This is a genomic window from Cryobacterium sp. M15 (assembly GCF_002929675.1).
GTDB classification, from domain to species: Bacteria; Actinomycetota; Actinomycetes; order Actinomycetales; family Microbacteriaceae; genus Cryobacterium; species Cryobacterium lyxosi.
The window spans coordinates 221,328-236,293 of sequence record NZ_PJJW01000041.1 but is presented as its reverse complement, the minus strand read 5'-3'; the positions used below and the strand labels follow the sequence as shown (position 1 = coordinate 236,293).

Here is a 14,966-nt window from a genome sequence, read left to right as displayed (position 1 = left end):
TTATTGCACAATGCCCCGCAGTTCGGTCGTAAGCCATTGCCCGGCATGGACTCTTAGGTGCCGGCCTCATGCTCAAGGGTGCGTTCACCGGTCAGCGCGGATACCGGTGTGGTGCACGTGTCGCCTTTCCATGCTGCACTGCCCTCTCGGACCGCGAAACCCGCGATAACCAGCGCGGCGACCGCATCAGCCCAGGCCCAGCCGAGTATGGCGTTCAGCGCGAGCCCGATGAGTACCGCGGCCGAGAGATACGCGCACAGCAGGGTCTGCTTCGAATCGGCGACCGCCGAGGCGGAACCGAGCTCGCGGCCGATGCGGCGTTCGAAATAGCTCAGAACCGGCATGACCACCAGGCTGATGGCCGTGAGCACAATACCGACCGGACTGTATTCGGGTGTGCGTAACCCCATGATCGACAGCGCGGCGTCGATGCTGACGTACGCGGCGAGAGCGAAGAAGGAGAACGCGATCACGCGCAACGCGAGCTTCTCCCGTTGCTCTGGTTCTGGCGCAGCGAACTGCCAGGCAATCGCGGCAGCGGAAAGTACCTCCACGATTGAGTCAAGGCCGAACCCGATCAGCGCAGCCGACGACGCGATGGATCCGGCCGCGAGGGCGATGACGGCCTCGATGAGGTTGTAGCAAATCGTGATCGCGACGATCCAGCGGATCCGGCGCTGGAGGAGGCGTTTGCGAATCGGGCCCAGCGCCGGAAGGTGAAGGGGTGAGGGCGCGCTCATGTTTCGGCTCTGCAACACAGGGGTACGTCACAGGTGTCATCTGCGCACGCGTCACCGTCATCGACGGCGAGGACCACGTCGACCAGCGCGACCAGCGCACGCGTCAGATGCGGGTCGGCAATCTCGTATCGCGTCGACCGACCTTCCGGCGTGGCCACCACGATGCCGCAACCGCGCAGGCAACTCAGGTGGTTCGACACATTCGAGCGCGTCAGCCGCAGCCCGTCTGCGAGCTGGCCGGGATACCCAGGGGTGTCCAGCAGGCTCAGTAGAATCCGCGATCGGGTCGGATCCGCCAAGGCCCGCCCGAGCCGATTCAGTACATCCAGACGTGAGGCACTAGTCAGCATGCACTGACGTTACAGTGGTCACTGACGTATCCGCAAGCACATGCACTGTCATCTCGGGCTGTAGCGATCCCGCTTTCTGGTTCAGGACTGCTGCTCGTGGGGACCGGCCGCTCCCTGGAAAAAAGCGCCCGGGACTAGGCGCTGGGTTTGACCGCCTTCACGATGCTCCCGTGCATTTCGGGGGCGACTTCGTGGGTGTATTCCACAGTCGCGTCGAGAAATCCTGCTGCGGCGAGCGCGTCCAGGTATTCCTGGTTCGAGAGGGCCCCGGCGATGCAACCGGTGTAACTGCCGCGCTCGATGCGGTCCTCTGCGCTCAGGTGGTTTTCGGCCACCACGTCGGAGATTCCGAGGCGCCCGCCGGGCTTCAAAACCCGGAACATCTCGGAGATCACCGCATTCTTGTCGGTGGACAGGTTGATTACGCAGTTGGAGATGATCACGTCGACGGTTGCATCGGGCAGGGGGATGGCTTCCATTTGACCCTTGATGAACTCCACGTTGGTGGCTTGGGCCTTCGCCGCATTAGCTCGGGCAAGCCTGAGCATCTCATCGGTCATATCGAGCCCGTAGGCGAAGCCCGTTGGGCCCACACGACGTGCGGAGAGCAGCACGTCGATACCGCCGCCGGAGCCGAGGTCGAGCACCGTTTCTCCCGGGTGCAGGTCGGCGACAGCTGTCGGATTGCCGCAGCCCAGACTGGCCAGAAACGCCTCTTCGGGTATCTCTAAATTTTCGTTTCCGGTGTAGAGCGCGGAGCCGAACACGTCGCCGTTGCCCAAATCGGTCGGCACGCAGCACGACGTGCTCGAGACGTCACTCAATTGCACTGCGGCCGTCGCGTAGCGTGCGCGAACACGTTCCGTGATCTCAGATTTCTCGGTCATGAATTGATCCCTTCCGGTAGATGCGGCACCAGCCTACTGCTACATTGATTCTTATCGATATAACGAGTGAAGGCTCAACTTTTGAGGGAGATCCACATGGCTGCCATCCGAATCTACGAACCGGCACTGTGCTGCGACACCGGAGTCTGTGGCGTCGATGTCGACCAGTCCCTGGTCGAGGTGACCGCGACCGTGCGCAGTCTGCAGGACCTTGGCGCTGACATCCAGCGCCATAACCTGGCCACCGACCCGCTCGCTTTCACCACGGATGAGACCGTGCGCGCCTTCATGCACGTCGTCGGTTCGACCGGTCTGCCGCTCACCGTCGTCGATGGTGTCACCGTCGCGACCGGTGCCTATCCCTCGAAAACCCAACTGCTCGCCTTCGCCGGCCTCGCTCCCGTCACGAGCGAGCCAGCCGAGCGAGTCCAGCTCGGCCTGACCGAAAAATCTGAAAGCGGATGCTGCGGCGGCGCCACCGGCTGCTGCTAGCACCATGAAGTTTTTGAAAGACCCGCCCCGCTTTCTGTTTTTCACCGGTAAGGGTGGCGTCGGCAAGACATCCGTTGCCTGCGCTTCGGCCATCGAGCTGGCCACCCGGGGCCGCCGAGTGTTGCTGGTGAGTACCGACCCGGCATCCAACATCGGGCAGGTATTCGGCGTCACGATCGGCAACACGGTCACTCTGATTGAGGCCATTGCCGGTCTCAGCGCCCTCGAAATCGACCCGGAGCAGGCCGCGGATGCCTATCGCGAACGCATCATCGCCCCGGTTCGGGGACTTTTGCCGGAGCGCGAGCTGGCCAGCATTGCTGAGGGCCTGTCCGGTTCGTGTACAACCGAGGTTGCCTCGTTCGACGAGTTCACGAACCTGCTGACCGATGACAGCCTGCTCCAGACCTACGACCACATCGTGTTCGACACCGCGCCGACCGGACACACCATCCGCCTGCTGCAGTTGCCCGGCTCCTGGACGGAGTTTCTCAACGCGGGTAAGGGTGATCCGTCGTGCCTCGGCCCGCTATCCGGGCTGGAGAAGCATAAGACGGTGTATGCGGCTGCGGTCGCTGCTCTGGCCGACCCGCGGCGTACGCGGCTGGTGCTCGTGGCGCGCGCGCAGGCATCCGCTTTGAGCGAGATCGATCGCACGCACGCTGAGCTGGCGCAGATCGGAATTCTTGGTGGCTATGTCGTTATCAATGGACTGCTGCCAGTTGGCGCGGGAACAGAGCCGATAGCCGCAGCGGTGCGCACACGCGAGTCGGCCGCGCTGGACGGTATTCCGCCGACCATCGCTATCCTGCCGCGTGATCTGCTCGCGCTCAAAACCGGCAACATGACGGGTATCAGAGCGCTGCGCGACCTGTTTCAAGCCGACAACGATAACGGAGTATCGCCGCAGACCCCGGTCGAAGTGCCGAATGCCCCGCTCGGCCAGTTCGTCGACGAGCTGGAACAGGCCGGTCACGGCCTGATTTTATGCATGGGAAAAGGCGGCGTCGGCAAAACCACGATCGCTGCGGCAATCGCGGTTTCCCTCGCTCGGCGCGGCCATGCGGTGCACCTGACCACGACGGACCCGGCGGCCCACCTGGTGGACACACTGCACGGAACCCTGCCGGGGCTGCGCGTCTCGCGCATCGACCCGGACGAGGCGATTCGGGAGTATCGAAATCACGTCATGGCTACCAAGGGCAAGAATCTCGACGACGACGGCCGGGCTGCCCTGGCCGAAGACCTGCTCTCGCCGTGCACCGATGAGGTCGCGGTGTTTCGGCAGTTCTCGAAGGCCGTACATGAATCGCGGCACGAATTCGTTGTCGTTGATACCGCTCCGACCGGCCACACCTTACTGTTGCTCGATGCCACGGGGTCGTACCATCGTGAAATCGCGCGTCAGATGGGGGAGGGCATGGCGTTCGTGACCCCGTTGATGCGGCTGCAGGATTCCGCGCTGACCAAGGTGTTGCTTGTCACCCTGGCCGAGACGACGCCGGTGCTCGAGGCCGAGGAGCTTCAGCAGGATCTTCAGCGAGCCGGAATCCAGCCGTGGGGCTGGGTAGTCAACAATTCCATTGCCGCAGCGCGCCCCGAGTCACCGTTTTTGCTGGCGCGCGCCGCCAACGAAGTCACCCAGATCGACAGGGTGTTCGACCACGCCGATCGGGTTGCGATCGTGCCGTTACTGGCCGATGAACCGATCGGCGTGGACAGGCTGACTGCGCTGACTGCGCCCGGTCGCGGCTAGCGGGCCATTTCGGGGTGCACCTTGATGACGGTGATGTTTTTCGTGGGATGCACGGTTTTCGCTGGCGCCCGCGAAAAACCTTTTGCTCCCTCGAGGCGGTTCTGACCGCGAAACTCGGCCAGGGCGTCGTCAAAGATGGCGTTCAACTGGGCCCCGGTGAATTCTCCCACCGACCCCTCTGTGAAGCTGATGCTGATGAGCGTGGTGTCGGGAAAGTGCCGGTTCATGCGGATGAAGCCATCGGCATCCTGCTGCAGGGTGATCATTGGTCTAGTCTGACCTATATGGCACGCCGCGGCAGCACGTGGGGTTCATTTACGTCATGACCCATTCACCGACCGATTCCCCACGGCTTGTTCTGGTGGTCGCGGTGCTGGCCTCGTTCATCGCCTTTCTCGACGGCACCGTCATCAATGTGGCCCTCCCCGCGATCACCCGTGAATTGGGCGGAGGCATCTCGACCCAGCAGTGGGTCGTCGATGCCTACCTCATCACCCTCGGCGGCATTATTCTGCTGGCCGGTTCGCTCTCCGACGCGTTCGGGCGCAAGCGGGTGCTGTTGTGGGGTCTCGTGGGGTTCGCCTCGGCATCCGTTCTCTGTGCGGTGGCTCCAAGCGCTCCCTTTCTGATCGGCGCACGTGCCATCCAGGGCGTCGCTGGTGCGCTGCTGGTGCCGAGCTCGCTCGCCCTCATCTTCAGCACGTTTTCGGGTGCCGGCCAGGCCCGCGCGATCGGAACCTGGACCGCCTGGACCAGCACAGCCTTCATCGCCGGCCCGCTCATCGGCGGCCTGCTGGTCGACCTGGCGTCGTGGCGGCTGGTGTTCGCCATCAACATCGTGCCGATCGCGCTCACCCTGGTTCTGTTGGCGCGGTTGCCGGGCGACCGGGCAGCGGATGCCGCGCCCCGTGTCGACGTCAGCGGAGCGGTTCTCGGAGTGCTCGGCGTGGCACTGCCCGTCTTCGCGCTGATCGAGCACGCCGCCTTCGGCTGGGGAAGCCCGGTCATTCTGGTGCCGCTTATCGTCGGACTGCTAAGTTTTGCGGCGTTTATCTGGCACGAAAACCGTGCGAAAGCGCCGATGATGCCGCTCAGCCTGTTTCGGGTGCGCAACTTTTGGGTGGGAAACGTGGCGACGACTCTGATCTACGCCGCCCTCTCGCTCGGCACGTTCCTGCTCGCTGTCTTCTTGCAGCAGGTTGGCGGATACAGCGCGACGCGCGCCGGGTTGGCCCTGCTGCCAGTGAGCATTTTGAGCATCGCCCTGTCCACCGTCGTCGGCCGTCTGGCTGGCCGATTTGGCCCGCGTCTGTTCATGTGCGTCGGGCCGATCATCGCCGGTATCGGGTTTTTCGTCATGCTCCGCATCGATTCGAGCGTCGCCTATTCCAGCCAGGTCCTGCCCGGCGTCATCATCTTCGGCCTGGGCCTGACAATCACGGTCGCGCCGCTGACCTCCGCCATCCTGGGCGCGATAGAACCCGGCCGGGCGGGCATTGCCTCCGCGGTCAATAACGCGCTCTCCCGGGTCGCCGGACTGGTGGCCATCGCCGCGGCGAGCATTATCGTGGGCCCGGTGCTCGACGTCGATGGGTTCCATCGCGCCGCAATCGTCACCGGAATTCTGCTGGTCGGAGGCGGAATCATCTCAGGCATCGGCATCCAGGACCCCGTGTCGGTGCCGGCCGATAAGCTCCAGGCATGACAGATTCGATTCGCTGGGGAATCCTGGCCACAGGCGGTATCGCCCACCTGTTCGCGAGCGACCTCGTACAAAACGGCCACACGGTGCAGGCCGTCGGGTCGCGCAGCCAGGCGTCAGGGGATGCCTTCGCCGCCGAATTCGGCATTCCCACGGCACATGCCAGCTACGAAGCGCTGGTCAACGATCCCGAGGTCGACGTCATCTACGTGTCGACACCGCATCCGTTTCATGCCGAACACGCTGCCCTCGCGTTGAATGCTGGCAAACACGTGCTGATCGAGAAGCCGATCGCCCTCAACGCCCGGGAAGCCCGACAGATCGTCGACCTGGCCGCGAGCAAGAATCTGCTCGTGCTCGAAGCCATGTGGACCCGGTTTCTGCCGCACATGGTTCGCATCCGTGAGATTCTGGCGGCCGGCACGCTCGGCGATGTGCGCAGCGTGCTCGCCGACCATACCCAGGACCTTCCCGACGACCCGAAACACAGAGTCAATTCCCTGGCCCTCGGCGGCGGTGCCTTGCTTGATTTGGGGGTCTATCCGGTGAATTTCGCGCACGCTGTGTTCGGGGCGCCCGAAACGATACTGGCCAGCGCGTCGTTCAAGGACACCGGAGCGGATGCCCAGGTCGCGACGATTTTTCGCTATGTGGGTGGTCAGATCGCCACGACCTTCTCGGCAAGTGACACCCGCGGCCCCACCTCGGCGTCGATCATCGGCACTGAGGGGCGCATCGACATCGACGCCGTCTGGTACGCACCGACCGGTTTTCGGGTTTTGGACACGGTCGACACCGTACTCGAAACGTTTGTACCGGCCGAGTTCACCGGCCGCGGGATGCACTTCGAGGCGGTCGAAGCCGAGACCCTGATTCGAGCCGGCAAGCTCTCGAGCGACATCATGCCGGCCGAAGAATCGGTCGCCATCATGCACACCCTCGACGCGGTTCGGGCCAGGATCGGCCTGCGCTACCCGGGTGAATAGCTGGCCCGAAGGCGCGTCGGTTACCATACGGAGGTGGATGAACCCGTGCAGACACCCGTAGCCCACGAGGCCGACCCTGCCCCGCGCAGCGGAATCCGGGCAGTCTTCACCCGGTACCGCCGGGCCTGGCTGATCGCCGCCGGTGCTCTCGTCTTCGTGCTACTGGGCAGTGGAGCCGTCTTCGCCGGAACCCAGACCGGCGCCGCCGAACCGGCAGCGGCATTCGTTGCGTCGTCGCCCGCGGCCACGCCGCTTCCCACTCCCACCATCGATCCGGCTCGACCGGTGCCCGCCGAAGCGACAGCGGCCAGCCGGTTGCGTACCTGCTCGGTTGCCGCGCTCGCCGCCGACGCCCGCCTCGCCGATTTTCAGGCGCAGGTCGTCAATGCCAACACCGGTGAGGTATTGTTCGACCGCGGCGGCACGACGTCGTCGCGCACCGCGAGCGTCATGAAGGTGCTCACCTCGGCCGCTGCCCTCAACGTGCTCGGCAGCGACTACCGGGCTACGACCCGCGTAGTAAAGGGCGCGGAACCCGGTCAGGTCGTGCTCGTCGGCGGGGGAGACCTGACCCTGTCGCGGCTACCCACCGGTCAGGAACCGTTCTACACCGGCGCCGCCCACCTCGACGACCTTGCCACCCAGACCAGGGTCGCCTGGGCCGCCGACCCGACCAATCCGCCGATCACCTCGCTCGTACTCGACGCCTCGTATTTTTCCGGCCCTGACTGGGACGAGGGCTGGGCCCGCACCGAGCTCGGCCTCGGCGCCATGCCCGAGATCACCGCGCTGATGGTCGACGGTGACCGCGACGACCCGACCCGCAGCACATCGGCGCGCAGCGAAGACCCGATTGCCCGGGCCGGCCAGGCCTTCGCCGACGCGCTCGGCGGCGGCCTCAGCATCAATCAGGCCACCGCCCCGGCCGGAACCGCCCAACTCGGTGCCGTACAGTCCGCGCCGGTGTCTACGCTCATTCAGCAGTCCCTGATCGTGAGTGACAACACCATCGCCGAGATGCTCGCCCGCCTCGTGGCCATCGAAAACGGCGCGGGCAACTCTTTCTCCGCTCTGCAACAGGGCATCGTCGGTGGCCTCGCCGCCTACGGCATCGACACCACCGGCATGATCATCAAGGACGGCTCGGGACTCAGCCCCCACAATGCTGTTTCGCCGGCGTACCTGACGGCCCTGTTCCTCAAGGTCAACGCCCGCGAGGGCAACCTCGGCGTGCTCTTCGACGGCCTGCCGATCGCCGGCGGACCGCGCGGTTCCCTCTCCTACAGCGACCGTTTCGCCGGTGCGAATTCTGCCGCCGACGGCGCAGTGTTCGCCAAGACCGGCTGGATCGACACCGGCTACACACTCGCCGGGGTCATTCGCGCCGCCGACGGCACCCCGCTCACCTTCGCCATCTACGCCATCGGCAACGTGAGCTCAAACGCTAAAATCGCCATCGACACCTTGACCACCGGCTTCTTTCACTGCGGTGACAATTTGACGAACAACTAACCCTTTGCAAGGAGACCTCGTGACCCGCGCACTGTTCATCATCGACGTTCAGAATGATTTCACCGAGGGCGGAGTGCTCGGCGTTGACGGTGGGGCAGCGGTCGCGGCGGGTGTGAGTGCGCTGCTGGCCGAGCATCCGCTTGCCTATGAATATGTCTTCGCCTCGCGTGACTGGCACGATATCGGCAATGACAACGGTGGCCACTTCGCGCGCGATGCGGCGCCCGACTACGTCACAACCTGGCCGGTGCACTGCGTGGCCGGCACGACGGGCGCCGAGTACCACAAAGCTCTGACAACGGATGCCGTGACCTTCCACATTCGCAAGGGCCAGGGCCGGCCCGCATATTCCCTCTTCGAGGGCGCCACCGAGGCCGGGCAGACGGTGACGGAGTTGCTGAGCGAGCACGGCGTGACCGAGGTCGACATCGTCGGCCTCGCAACGGACCACTGCGTGCGAGCCTCCGTTCTCGACGCGCTCGAACACGGCCAGCGCGTGCGGGTGCTGACCGATCTCGTTGCCGGTGTCGCCGCGGAATCCACGTTGACCGCCCTCGCTGAGATGGCGCACGCCGGCGCGGTGTTTGCCGTGAGCGACGCCGTCGAGTGACCTTATTCGCAAAAAGACTCGACGGCGTACGTATTGCCTGTGATGCCGCTCCCGGGGAGCGACCGGTTCTGCTCGTGCACGGTTTCGCGTCGACCGCGGCGGTCACCTGGATTGGCTCGGGGTGGGTGCGGGCGCTGGGGGAAGTCGGGCGGGGCGCGATCACGCCCGACCTGCGCGGGCACGGGCGCAGCGACAGGCCGCATCACTGTGCCGACTACCTACCGAGGCAGCTCGCCGCTGACCTCGTGGCGGTGCTCGACACGCTGCAACTTGAGCGGGTCGACGTAATCGGTTATTCCCTGGGGTCGCGGGTCGTGGCCGCCCTGGCCAGGCTGGCTCCTGAACGCGTGCGCAGCCTCGTGCTCGGCGGGGCAGGGCCGCTCGAACTATTCGACACCTGGGATCAGGGCGAGGTCAACCGGTTCCTGCTCTCTGGCGACCTTCCTTCCGACCCGACCATTGCCGCCGTACTCGGGCCGGCGATCACTGCCGGTGCCGACCGGGAGGCGCTATGGGCGTGCGTGCAGGGAATGGCGGGATGCACCCTGGACGTGCCAGTGGGTATCCCGCAATTGTTTGTGGCGGGCGGCGCCGACCAGATTCCGGCGGGGGTAGCCGTGCTCGCGGCCGAACGCGGTGCCGGGTACGTCGAACTGCCCGGCCGCACCCACCTCAGCGCGCTGACCGCCCGCGAGTTCAAGCAAGCCGCCCTGGAGTTCTTGAACTGAGCCGCTGGCTCGTAGCCCGAGCGCAGGGAGCATGAAGTAACCGTGCCGCCGAAGTGTTAATCCGAGCGGCACGGTTGTGATCTACGACAGTTACTCGTGCGTGCTGATGCCCAGCGCAACCCCGCGCGTCTCTTTCACAAGGGTCACCGCGACGAAGGATATCGCGGCGAGCGCCATGAGGTAAATGCCGATCGAGATGGACTGTCCGGTCTGATCGAGCAACAGTTGCGCGATGAGCGGGGCGAACGCGCCACCGAGAATCGCGCCGAGCGCGTAGCCGATCGAAACGCCGGAGTAGCGCACCTGGGCCGGGAACATTTCGGCGTAGAGCGCGGCCTGCGGGCCGTAGGAGAAGCCGAGCCCGCTCGCCAGGATGATGAGCGAGAGCGCAAACCAGACGATGTCGCCGGTGTCGATGAGCAGGAACATGGGGATCGCCCAGATGAAGAGGAACGCGTAGCCGAGCTGGAAGGTGCGCACGCGGCCGATTTTGTCGGAGAGGATTCCACCGAGCATGGTCGACGCGAGCCAGAACGCGGCGGCGACGGTGCTGGCGATGAGCACCGGGGTGCGCTCCATGCCGAGTCCGCCAGCTTCAGCGGGCTTGGTGGCGTACGAGCCGAAGAAAGCGATGAGCATATAACCGGCCGCGTTGTTGGCGATGAAGATCAGTGCGGTTAGGATGACCTGACGCGAGTGGTTCTGGAAGAGTTGCTTGAGCGGGGCGGCAGATTCCCTCTTGCGGGTCTGCATCTCTTTGAAGACCGGGCTTTCGGCGACCGCGCGGCGGATGACCCAACCGACGACGATGAGCAGCACAGAGACGAGGAACGGAATACGCCAACCCCAGCTGAGGAATGCTTTGTCGCTCATCGAGGTGGTCACGATGATCATGACACCGGTGGCGAGAATGAGGCCGACCGGAACCCCGATCTGCGGGTAGGCACCAAAGAATCCGCGCTTGTTGATCGGTGCGTGCTCGACGCTCATGAGCGCCGCGCCGCCCCATTCGCCGCCGGCCGAGAAGCCTTGCAGGATGCGAAGCACGATCAGCAGGATCGGTGCCGAGACGCCGATCTGGTCGAAGGTCGGCAACAGGCCGATGAGGGCAGTGGCCGCGCCCATCATGACGAGTGTGAAGACCAGCATCGCCTTCCGACCGATGCGGTCGCCGAGGTGCCCGGCGACGATGGCGCCGAGCGGGCGGAATAGGAAGCTGATGCCGAGTGACGCCCAGGCGATCAGCTGGGCGAGCGGCTCGTTTTCGCCGGCGAGCGGGGCGAAGAACAGGCCGGCCAGTACGAGGCCGGCGGCCTGGGCGTAGATGAAGAAGTCGTACCACTCGATTGTGGTGCCCACCATCGTGCCGGCGAGGACCCGCCGTTCTTCATTCCGTTTGGCGCTGATTGCCTGCGTGCGCTCGGTCGTTAAGGCCATGGAATACTACCTTGTATCTCACTGCGGTGCTGGGTCGGGTACTGCTGCAAAGTGTGGGTATCGTGCGGAGAAAACCGGCACGGGGGCAGTATGGCAGCAAAACCAAAGATTACCTACCTATTGGTCAGTATTGTGTGGGATCGTTACTTGTGCGGGATGTGGAGCATGATCGCACCTTGCACGCACGATTGACGCGCAGTGGCGCGTGTAACGCGCAGAGCGGGTCAACTGAGCTCGGCGACGATCGTGCGCGCAGCCTCGGTGAGGGCTGCACCGATGTCGGTGGGGGAGTGCGGGCTCGAGATATAGACGACGGCGATGGCGGCAGGCGAATCCCCGGGCACGGGCAGCGGCACGGCGATCGACGACAGGCCGGGAATGACTTCGTCGTGGCTGGAGGCATAGCCGACAGTGGAGACCTCACCGGCCTCGCTCCGGCGGGTTTCGGTGAGACCGAGCGCGGCCCACTGCTCGGCGTTCAGCGCGGACTGGATGGCGATCCCTGGTGCCCCCACGTGCAGCGGATGCCGTGTGCCGGGCCGCTGCACCACCGTCGCGTGGGGCTGGCGCGATTCGATGCTCACGAGCGTGACCACCTCGCCCTGGTCAAGCACGGCGACGAACGCGGTCATGCCGAGCTCGTGGGCAATGCGGGTGAGCACGGGCAGTGCCGCGGCCTGCAGGTCGCGGGACACCCCGCGGGCCAGGGCGGCCAGGCGGGGGCCGAGCCGCACCAGTCCGGCCGGGTCCCGTACGACGAGGCCGTGATCTTCCAGGGTGCGGAGGATGCGATAGGCGATCGAACGGTGCACGTCGAGGGCGGCGGCGAGTTGGAGGATACTCATCGGTTCGTCGGATTCAGCGAGAATCTCCAATATGCGAATGCCGCGCGACAGGGTTTGCGAGTGCGCGGCGGGCGCCGAGGCGGGGCTGCCGGAGGTCTCGGCGAATTCGGGGATCGACACCCTCTCATTCTCGCATTCGGCCTGGGCGCTCAGTAACTCGGCCGTGGGACGGCATCGACGGCAGGGCCCGTGGTGCCGGGTTTGATGAACGTCGCGGCGAGTTTCTCCGAGGCCCGGGCGAGAACGGCCACGTCGGCACCGACGAGCACGAAGCGGGCGCCCGCCGCGAGGTAACGCTCGGCGGTTGCGGGTTCGAAGGCATTGACGCCGGCGGGTTTGCCGAGCGCCGACACCGTGCGGATACACTGCTCGACCGAGGCGACGACGTCGGGGTGGTCCTGCTGGCCGAGCAGGCCCATCGACGCGGCGAGGTCGGAGGGGCCGATGAACAAGCCGTCGATGCCGTCGACGGCGGCGATCTGGGCGATGTTGGCCACGGCATCCGTCGTCTCGATCTGCACGAACAGTGAGATCGTGTCGTCGGCGCGGGCCAGGTAGTCGTCGATACGGTTCCACCGGGACGCCCGGGCGAGGGCGCTGCCGACGCCGCGAACGCCGAGCGGCGCGTAGCGCACCGCGGCGGCCATCTCGCGGGCCTGCTCGGCGGTGTCGATCATGGGGATCAACAGGTTCTGAGCGCCGAGGTCCAACAATTGCTTCACGATGACGCGCTCGCCAGCTGGTACGCGTACCAACGGCACGATCGGGTAGCCGTGCACGGCCTGAAGCTGGTTCAAAGTTGACTCGAGGCCGTTCGGGCTGTGCTCGGTATCGATCAACAGCCAGTCGAGACCGCTGCCGGCGCAGATTTCGGCCACCAGCGCGCTGCCGGAGCACACCCACATTCCTATCTGGGCACGTGCGGTGCCGGCGAGAACGTCGCGGAAGGTCGGCTCTGCTGCTACTCGAATCGGCATGTGATTGCTCCCAATGGTCCGTAGTCGGCGTGCACCGTGTCGCCCTGTTCCACCCACATCGGGCGGGTGAACGAGCCGGCCAGGATGATCTCGCCGGCCTCGAGCCTGGTTTCGTGCTGGGCGAGCTTGTTCGCCAGCCAGTAGACGCCGGCAGCGGGGTGGCCCAGCACGGCCGCGGCCACGCCGGATTCCTCGATGGTCTGGTTGCGGTAGAGCAGCGCCGACACCCAGCGCAAGTCGATGTCGCCGACTTTCACCGGCGTACCGCCCAACACCATTCCGCCCATCGCCGCGTTGTCGGAGATGGTGTCGACGATGGTACGGCCGGCCATTTCGATGCGTGAGCTGAGGATTTCCAGCGCCGGAACGACGTAGTCCGTGGCATCGAGCACGTCGAACAGGGTGCAGTTCGGGCCGGACAGTGACCTGCCGAGCACGAACGCGAGTTCGACTTCGATTCGCACGTTCGAGAAGCTGTCGAAACGGATGCTCGCGCCATTCTCATAGACCTCGTCAGCGAAGATCACACCGTAATCGGGTTCGGTGATGCCGGTGGCGTTCTGCATGACCTTGGAGGTCAGGCCGATCTTGTGGCCGACGAGACGGCGGCCGGCCGCGATACCGCGCTCCCTCCATAGGCTCTGCACGGCGTAGGCATCGTCGACGGTCATGCCGGGGTAGCGGGCGGTGAGGAGGGAGACCGTCGACCGGGTTCGGCCGGCCGCGACGAGTTCGTCGGCGATCTCTTCGATGACGCAGTGATCAAGCATGGGCGCTGCTCCTAGAGGGTGGTGCCGAGTTTGAAGCCGGTCAGCTCGTCGTCTTTGCGCGTGTACGAGAAGCCGTCGGCGCCGACGGTCACGGCCATTTCGCTCGACTCGGTGCGCTCGATTACCGGCTGGGGGTTGCCGTCGAGGTCGAGCACGAGCGAGGCATCCGTGTACCAGCTGGGGACAACGGGGTTGCCCCACCAGTCGCGCCGCTGGTTGTCGTGCACGTTCCAGGTGACAACAGGGTTGTCGGGGTCGCCGGTGTAGTAATCCTGCGTGTAGATCTCGACGCGGTGGCCGTCGGGGTCACGCAGATACAGGTAGAACGCGTTCGAGACGCCGTGACGACCGGGTCCGCGCTCGATCAGATCGCTCTTGCGCAACGCGCCGAGTTTGTCGCAGATATAGATAATGTTGTGCTTCTCGTGCGTGGCGAAGGCGATGTGGTGCATACGCGGCCCGGTGCCGCCGGTGAGGGCGGTGTCGTGCACGGTGTCCTTGCGGCGCATCCACGCCGCGTAGGTGACGCCGTCTTCGTCTTTGATGTCTTCTGTGACACGAAAGCCGAGATCTTCGAGGTATCCACGGCCGCGGCCGACGTCGGGGGTGACCTGGTTGAAGTGGTCGAGGCGCACGAGCGCGCCCGGACCCTGCAGGTCGTAGCGCCAGGCGAGTCGTTCTACGTGGGTGGTCGCATAGAAGAATTCATAGGGAAAGCCAAGCGGGTCTTCGACGCGTACGCTGTCACCGATGCCCGTCACGAAGCCATCGGTGCGGCGTTCGGTGCGGCAGCCGAGCTCCTGATAGTAGGACTCGGCGAGGTCGACGTCTTCGGGGCTGCGCACCCGAAAGGCCATCGCGGCGACGGCGGCGATGGGCCCCTGGCGCAGTACCAGGTTGTGGTGGATGAATTCCTCGAAGCTGCGCAGGTAGATCTCGGTGCCGCTCTCCTCGGTGACAACGAGGCCGAGAATATCGACGTAGAACTCGCGTGACTTAGCCAGGTCGGTCACGACGATGTCCATGTAGGCGCAGCGGAGGATGTCGGGCGGGGGGTTGGTGGGGGTGGGAATGGGATTGGTCATGGGGTTCTCCTCGTTGAGATAACGGATGCGTGGGGCGGAGTCTTGACACAGCCAGCGTTGGTCGAATGGCTGGTGCCGACCCCACCCGG

Annotated in this window: 16 protein-coding genes; 7 read left to right on the top strand and 9 right to left on the bottom strand. The window is 65.1% G+C overall.

All coding sequences use genetic code 11. The annotated features are described in order from the left end of the window. Nucleotides 1-53: 53 nt before the first annotated feature. The 3 genes from CXY83_RS16075 to arsM form a co-directional block, all read right to left on the bottom strand. Complete coding sequence (locus tag CXY83_RS16075; RefSeq protein ID WP_104198316.1) at nucleotides 54-740, bottom strand: cation transporter; 687 nt, start codon at nucleotides 738-740, stop codon at nucleotides 54-56. Beyond that, the gene (locus CXY83_RS16070; protein ID WP_104198315.1) at nucleotides 737-1,090 is read right to left on the bottom strand and encodes a helix-turn-helix transcriptional regulator; all 354 of its coding nucleotides are present in this window, start codon (nucleotides 1,088-1,090) and stop codon (nucleotides 737-739) included. Before CXY83_RS16070 ends, CXY83_RS16075 begins: the two co-directional genes overlap by 4 nt. 134 nt (nucleotides 1,091-1,224) lie before the next feature. After that, a complete protein-coding gene (arsM, locus tag CXY83_RS16065; RefSeq protein ID WP_104198314.1) occupies nucleotides 1,225-1,977 on the bottom strand; it encodes an arsenite methyltransferase in 753 nt (250 codons plus the stop codon). Nucleotides 1,978-2,073: 96 nt separating this feature from the next. Here arsM and arsD point away from each other — a divergent pair, with 96 nt between their 5' ends. Together arsD and arsA are read left to right on the top strand one after the other, a co-directional pair. Next, the gene (arsD, locus tag CXY83_RS16060; protein WP_104198313.1) at nucleotides 2,074-2,469 is read left to right on the top strand and encodes an arsenite efflux transporter metallochaperone ArsD; all 396 of its coding nucleotides are present in this window, start codon (nucleotides 2,074-2,076) and stop codon (nucleotides 2,467-2,469) included. A gap of 4 nt (nucleotides 2,470-2,473) precedes the next feature. Then, nucleotides 2,474-4,225 (top strand): arsenical pump-driving ATPase, encoded by a 1,752-nt coding sequence (arsA, locus tag CXY83_RS16055; protein ID WP_104198312.1) that lies wholly within the window; start codon nucleotides 2,474-2,476, stop codon nucleotides 4,223-4,225. Here the strand turns inward: arsA and CXY83_RS16050 are convergent. Beyond that, a complete protein-coding gene (locus tag CXY83_RS16050; RefSeq protein WP_104198311.1) occupies nucleotides 4,222-4,491 on the bottom strand; it encodes a hypothetical protein in 270 nt (89 codons plus the stop codon). The genes arsA and CXY83_RS16050 overlap by 4 nt on opposite strands. Nucleotides 4,492-4,547: 56 nt before the next feature. Between CXY83_RS16050 and CXY83_RS16045 the strand changes: the two genes are divergently transcribed. Genes CXY83_RS16045 through CXY83_RS16025 form a run of 5 tightly spaced genes read left to right on the top strand, consistent with a single transcriptional unit; the run spans nucleotide 4,548 to nucleotide 9,763 of the window. Continuing rightward, nucleotides 4,548-5,930: a DHA2 family efflux MFS transporter permease subunit gene (locus CXY83_RS16045; RefSeq protein ID WP_104198501.1), complete on the top strand. Its 1,383-nt coding sequence runs from the start codon at nucleotides 4,548-4,550 to the stop codon at nucleotides 5,928-5,930. Beyond that, the gene (locus CXY83_RS16040; protein WP_104198310.1) at nucleotides 5,927-6,913 is read left to right on the top strand and encodes a Gfo/Idh/MocA family protein; all 987 of its coding nucleotides are present in this window, start codon (nucleotides 5,927-5,929) and stop codon (nucleotides 6,911-6,913) included. Before CXY83_RS16045 ends, CXY83_RS16040 begins: the two co-directional genes overlap by 4 nt. A 45-nt stretch (nucleotides 6,914-6,958) precedes the next feature. Further along, nucleotides 6,959-8,425, top strand: coding sequence for a D-alanyl-D-alanine carboxypeptidase/D-alanyl-D-alanine-endopeptidase (gene dacB, locus CXY83_RS16035; protein ID WP_233201012.1), 1,467 nt, complete (start codon nucleotides 6,959-6,961; stop codon nucleotides 8,423-8,425). A gap of 19 nt (nucleotides 8,426-8,444) precedes the next feature. Continuing rightward, nucleotides 8,445-9,035: an isochorismatase family protein gene (locus tag CXY83_RS16030; RefSeq protein ID WP_104198308.1), complete on the top strand. Its 591-nt coding sequence runs from the start codon at nucleotides 8,445-8,447 to the stop codon at nucleotides 9,033-9,035. Further along, entirely contained in the window at nucleotides 9,032-9,763 is a 732-nt protein-coding gene (locus CXY83_RS16025) for an alpha/beta fold hydrolase (protein WP_104198307.1), read from the top strand. The genes CXY83_RS16030 and CXY83_RS16025 overlap by 4 nt, the downstream gene beginning before the upstream one ends. Nucleotides 9,764-9,853: 90 nt before the next feature. On the opposite strand, the gene CXY83_RS16020 is transcribed toward CXY83_RS16025, so the two are convergent. The 5 genes from CXY83_RS16020 to hpaD form a co-directional block, all read right to left on the bottom strand. After that, on the bottom strand, nucleotides 9,854-11,200 hold the full coding sequence (locus CXY83_RS16020) for an MFS transporter (RefSeq protein WP_104198306.1): 1,347 nt from the start codon (nucleotides 11,198-11,200) through the stop codon (nucleotides 9,854-9,856). A gap of 224 nt (nucleotides 11,201-11,424) precedes the next feature. Next, complete coding sequence (locus CXY83_RS16015) at nucleotides 11,425-12,165, bottom strand: IclR family transcriptional regulator (protein ID WP_233201010.1); 741 nt, start codon at nucleotides 12,163-12,165, stop codon at nucleotides 11,425-11,427. A gap of 29 nt (nucleotides 12,166-12,194) precedes the next feature. Continuing rightward, complete coding sequence (locus tag CXY83_RS16010; RefSeq protein ID WP_104198305.1) at nucleotides 12,195-13,022, bottom strand: HpcH/HpaI aldolase/citrate lyase family protein; 828 nt, start codon at nucleotides 13,020-13,022, stop codon at nucleotides 12,195-12,197. Next, nucleotides 13,007-13,792, bottom strand: coding sequence for a 2-oxo-hept-4-ene-1,7-dioate hydratase (gene hpaH / locus CXY83_RS16005; protein WP_104198304.1), 786 nt, complete (start codon nucleotides 13,790-13,792; stop codon nucleotides 13,007-13,009). Before hpaH ends, CXY83_RS16010 begins: the two co-directional genes overlap by 16 nt. Before the next feature lie 11 nt (nucleotides 13,793-13,803). Beyond that, entirely contained in the window at nucleotides 13,804-14,877 is a 1,074-nt protein-coding gene (gene hpaD, locus CXY83_RS16000) for a 3,4-dihydroxyphenylacetate 2,3-dioxygenase (RefSeq protein WP_104198303.1), read from the bottom strand. Nucleotides 14,878-14,966: the final 89 nt, after the last annotated feature.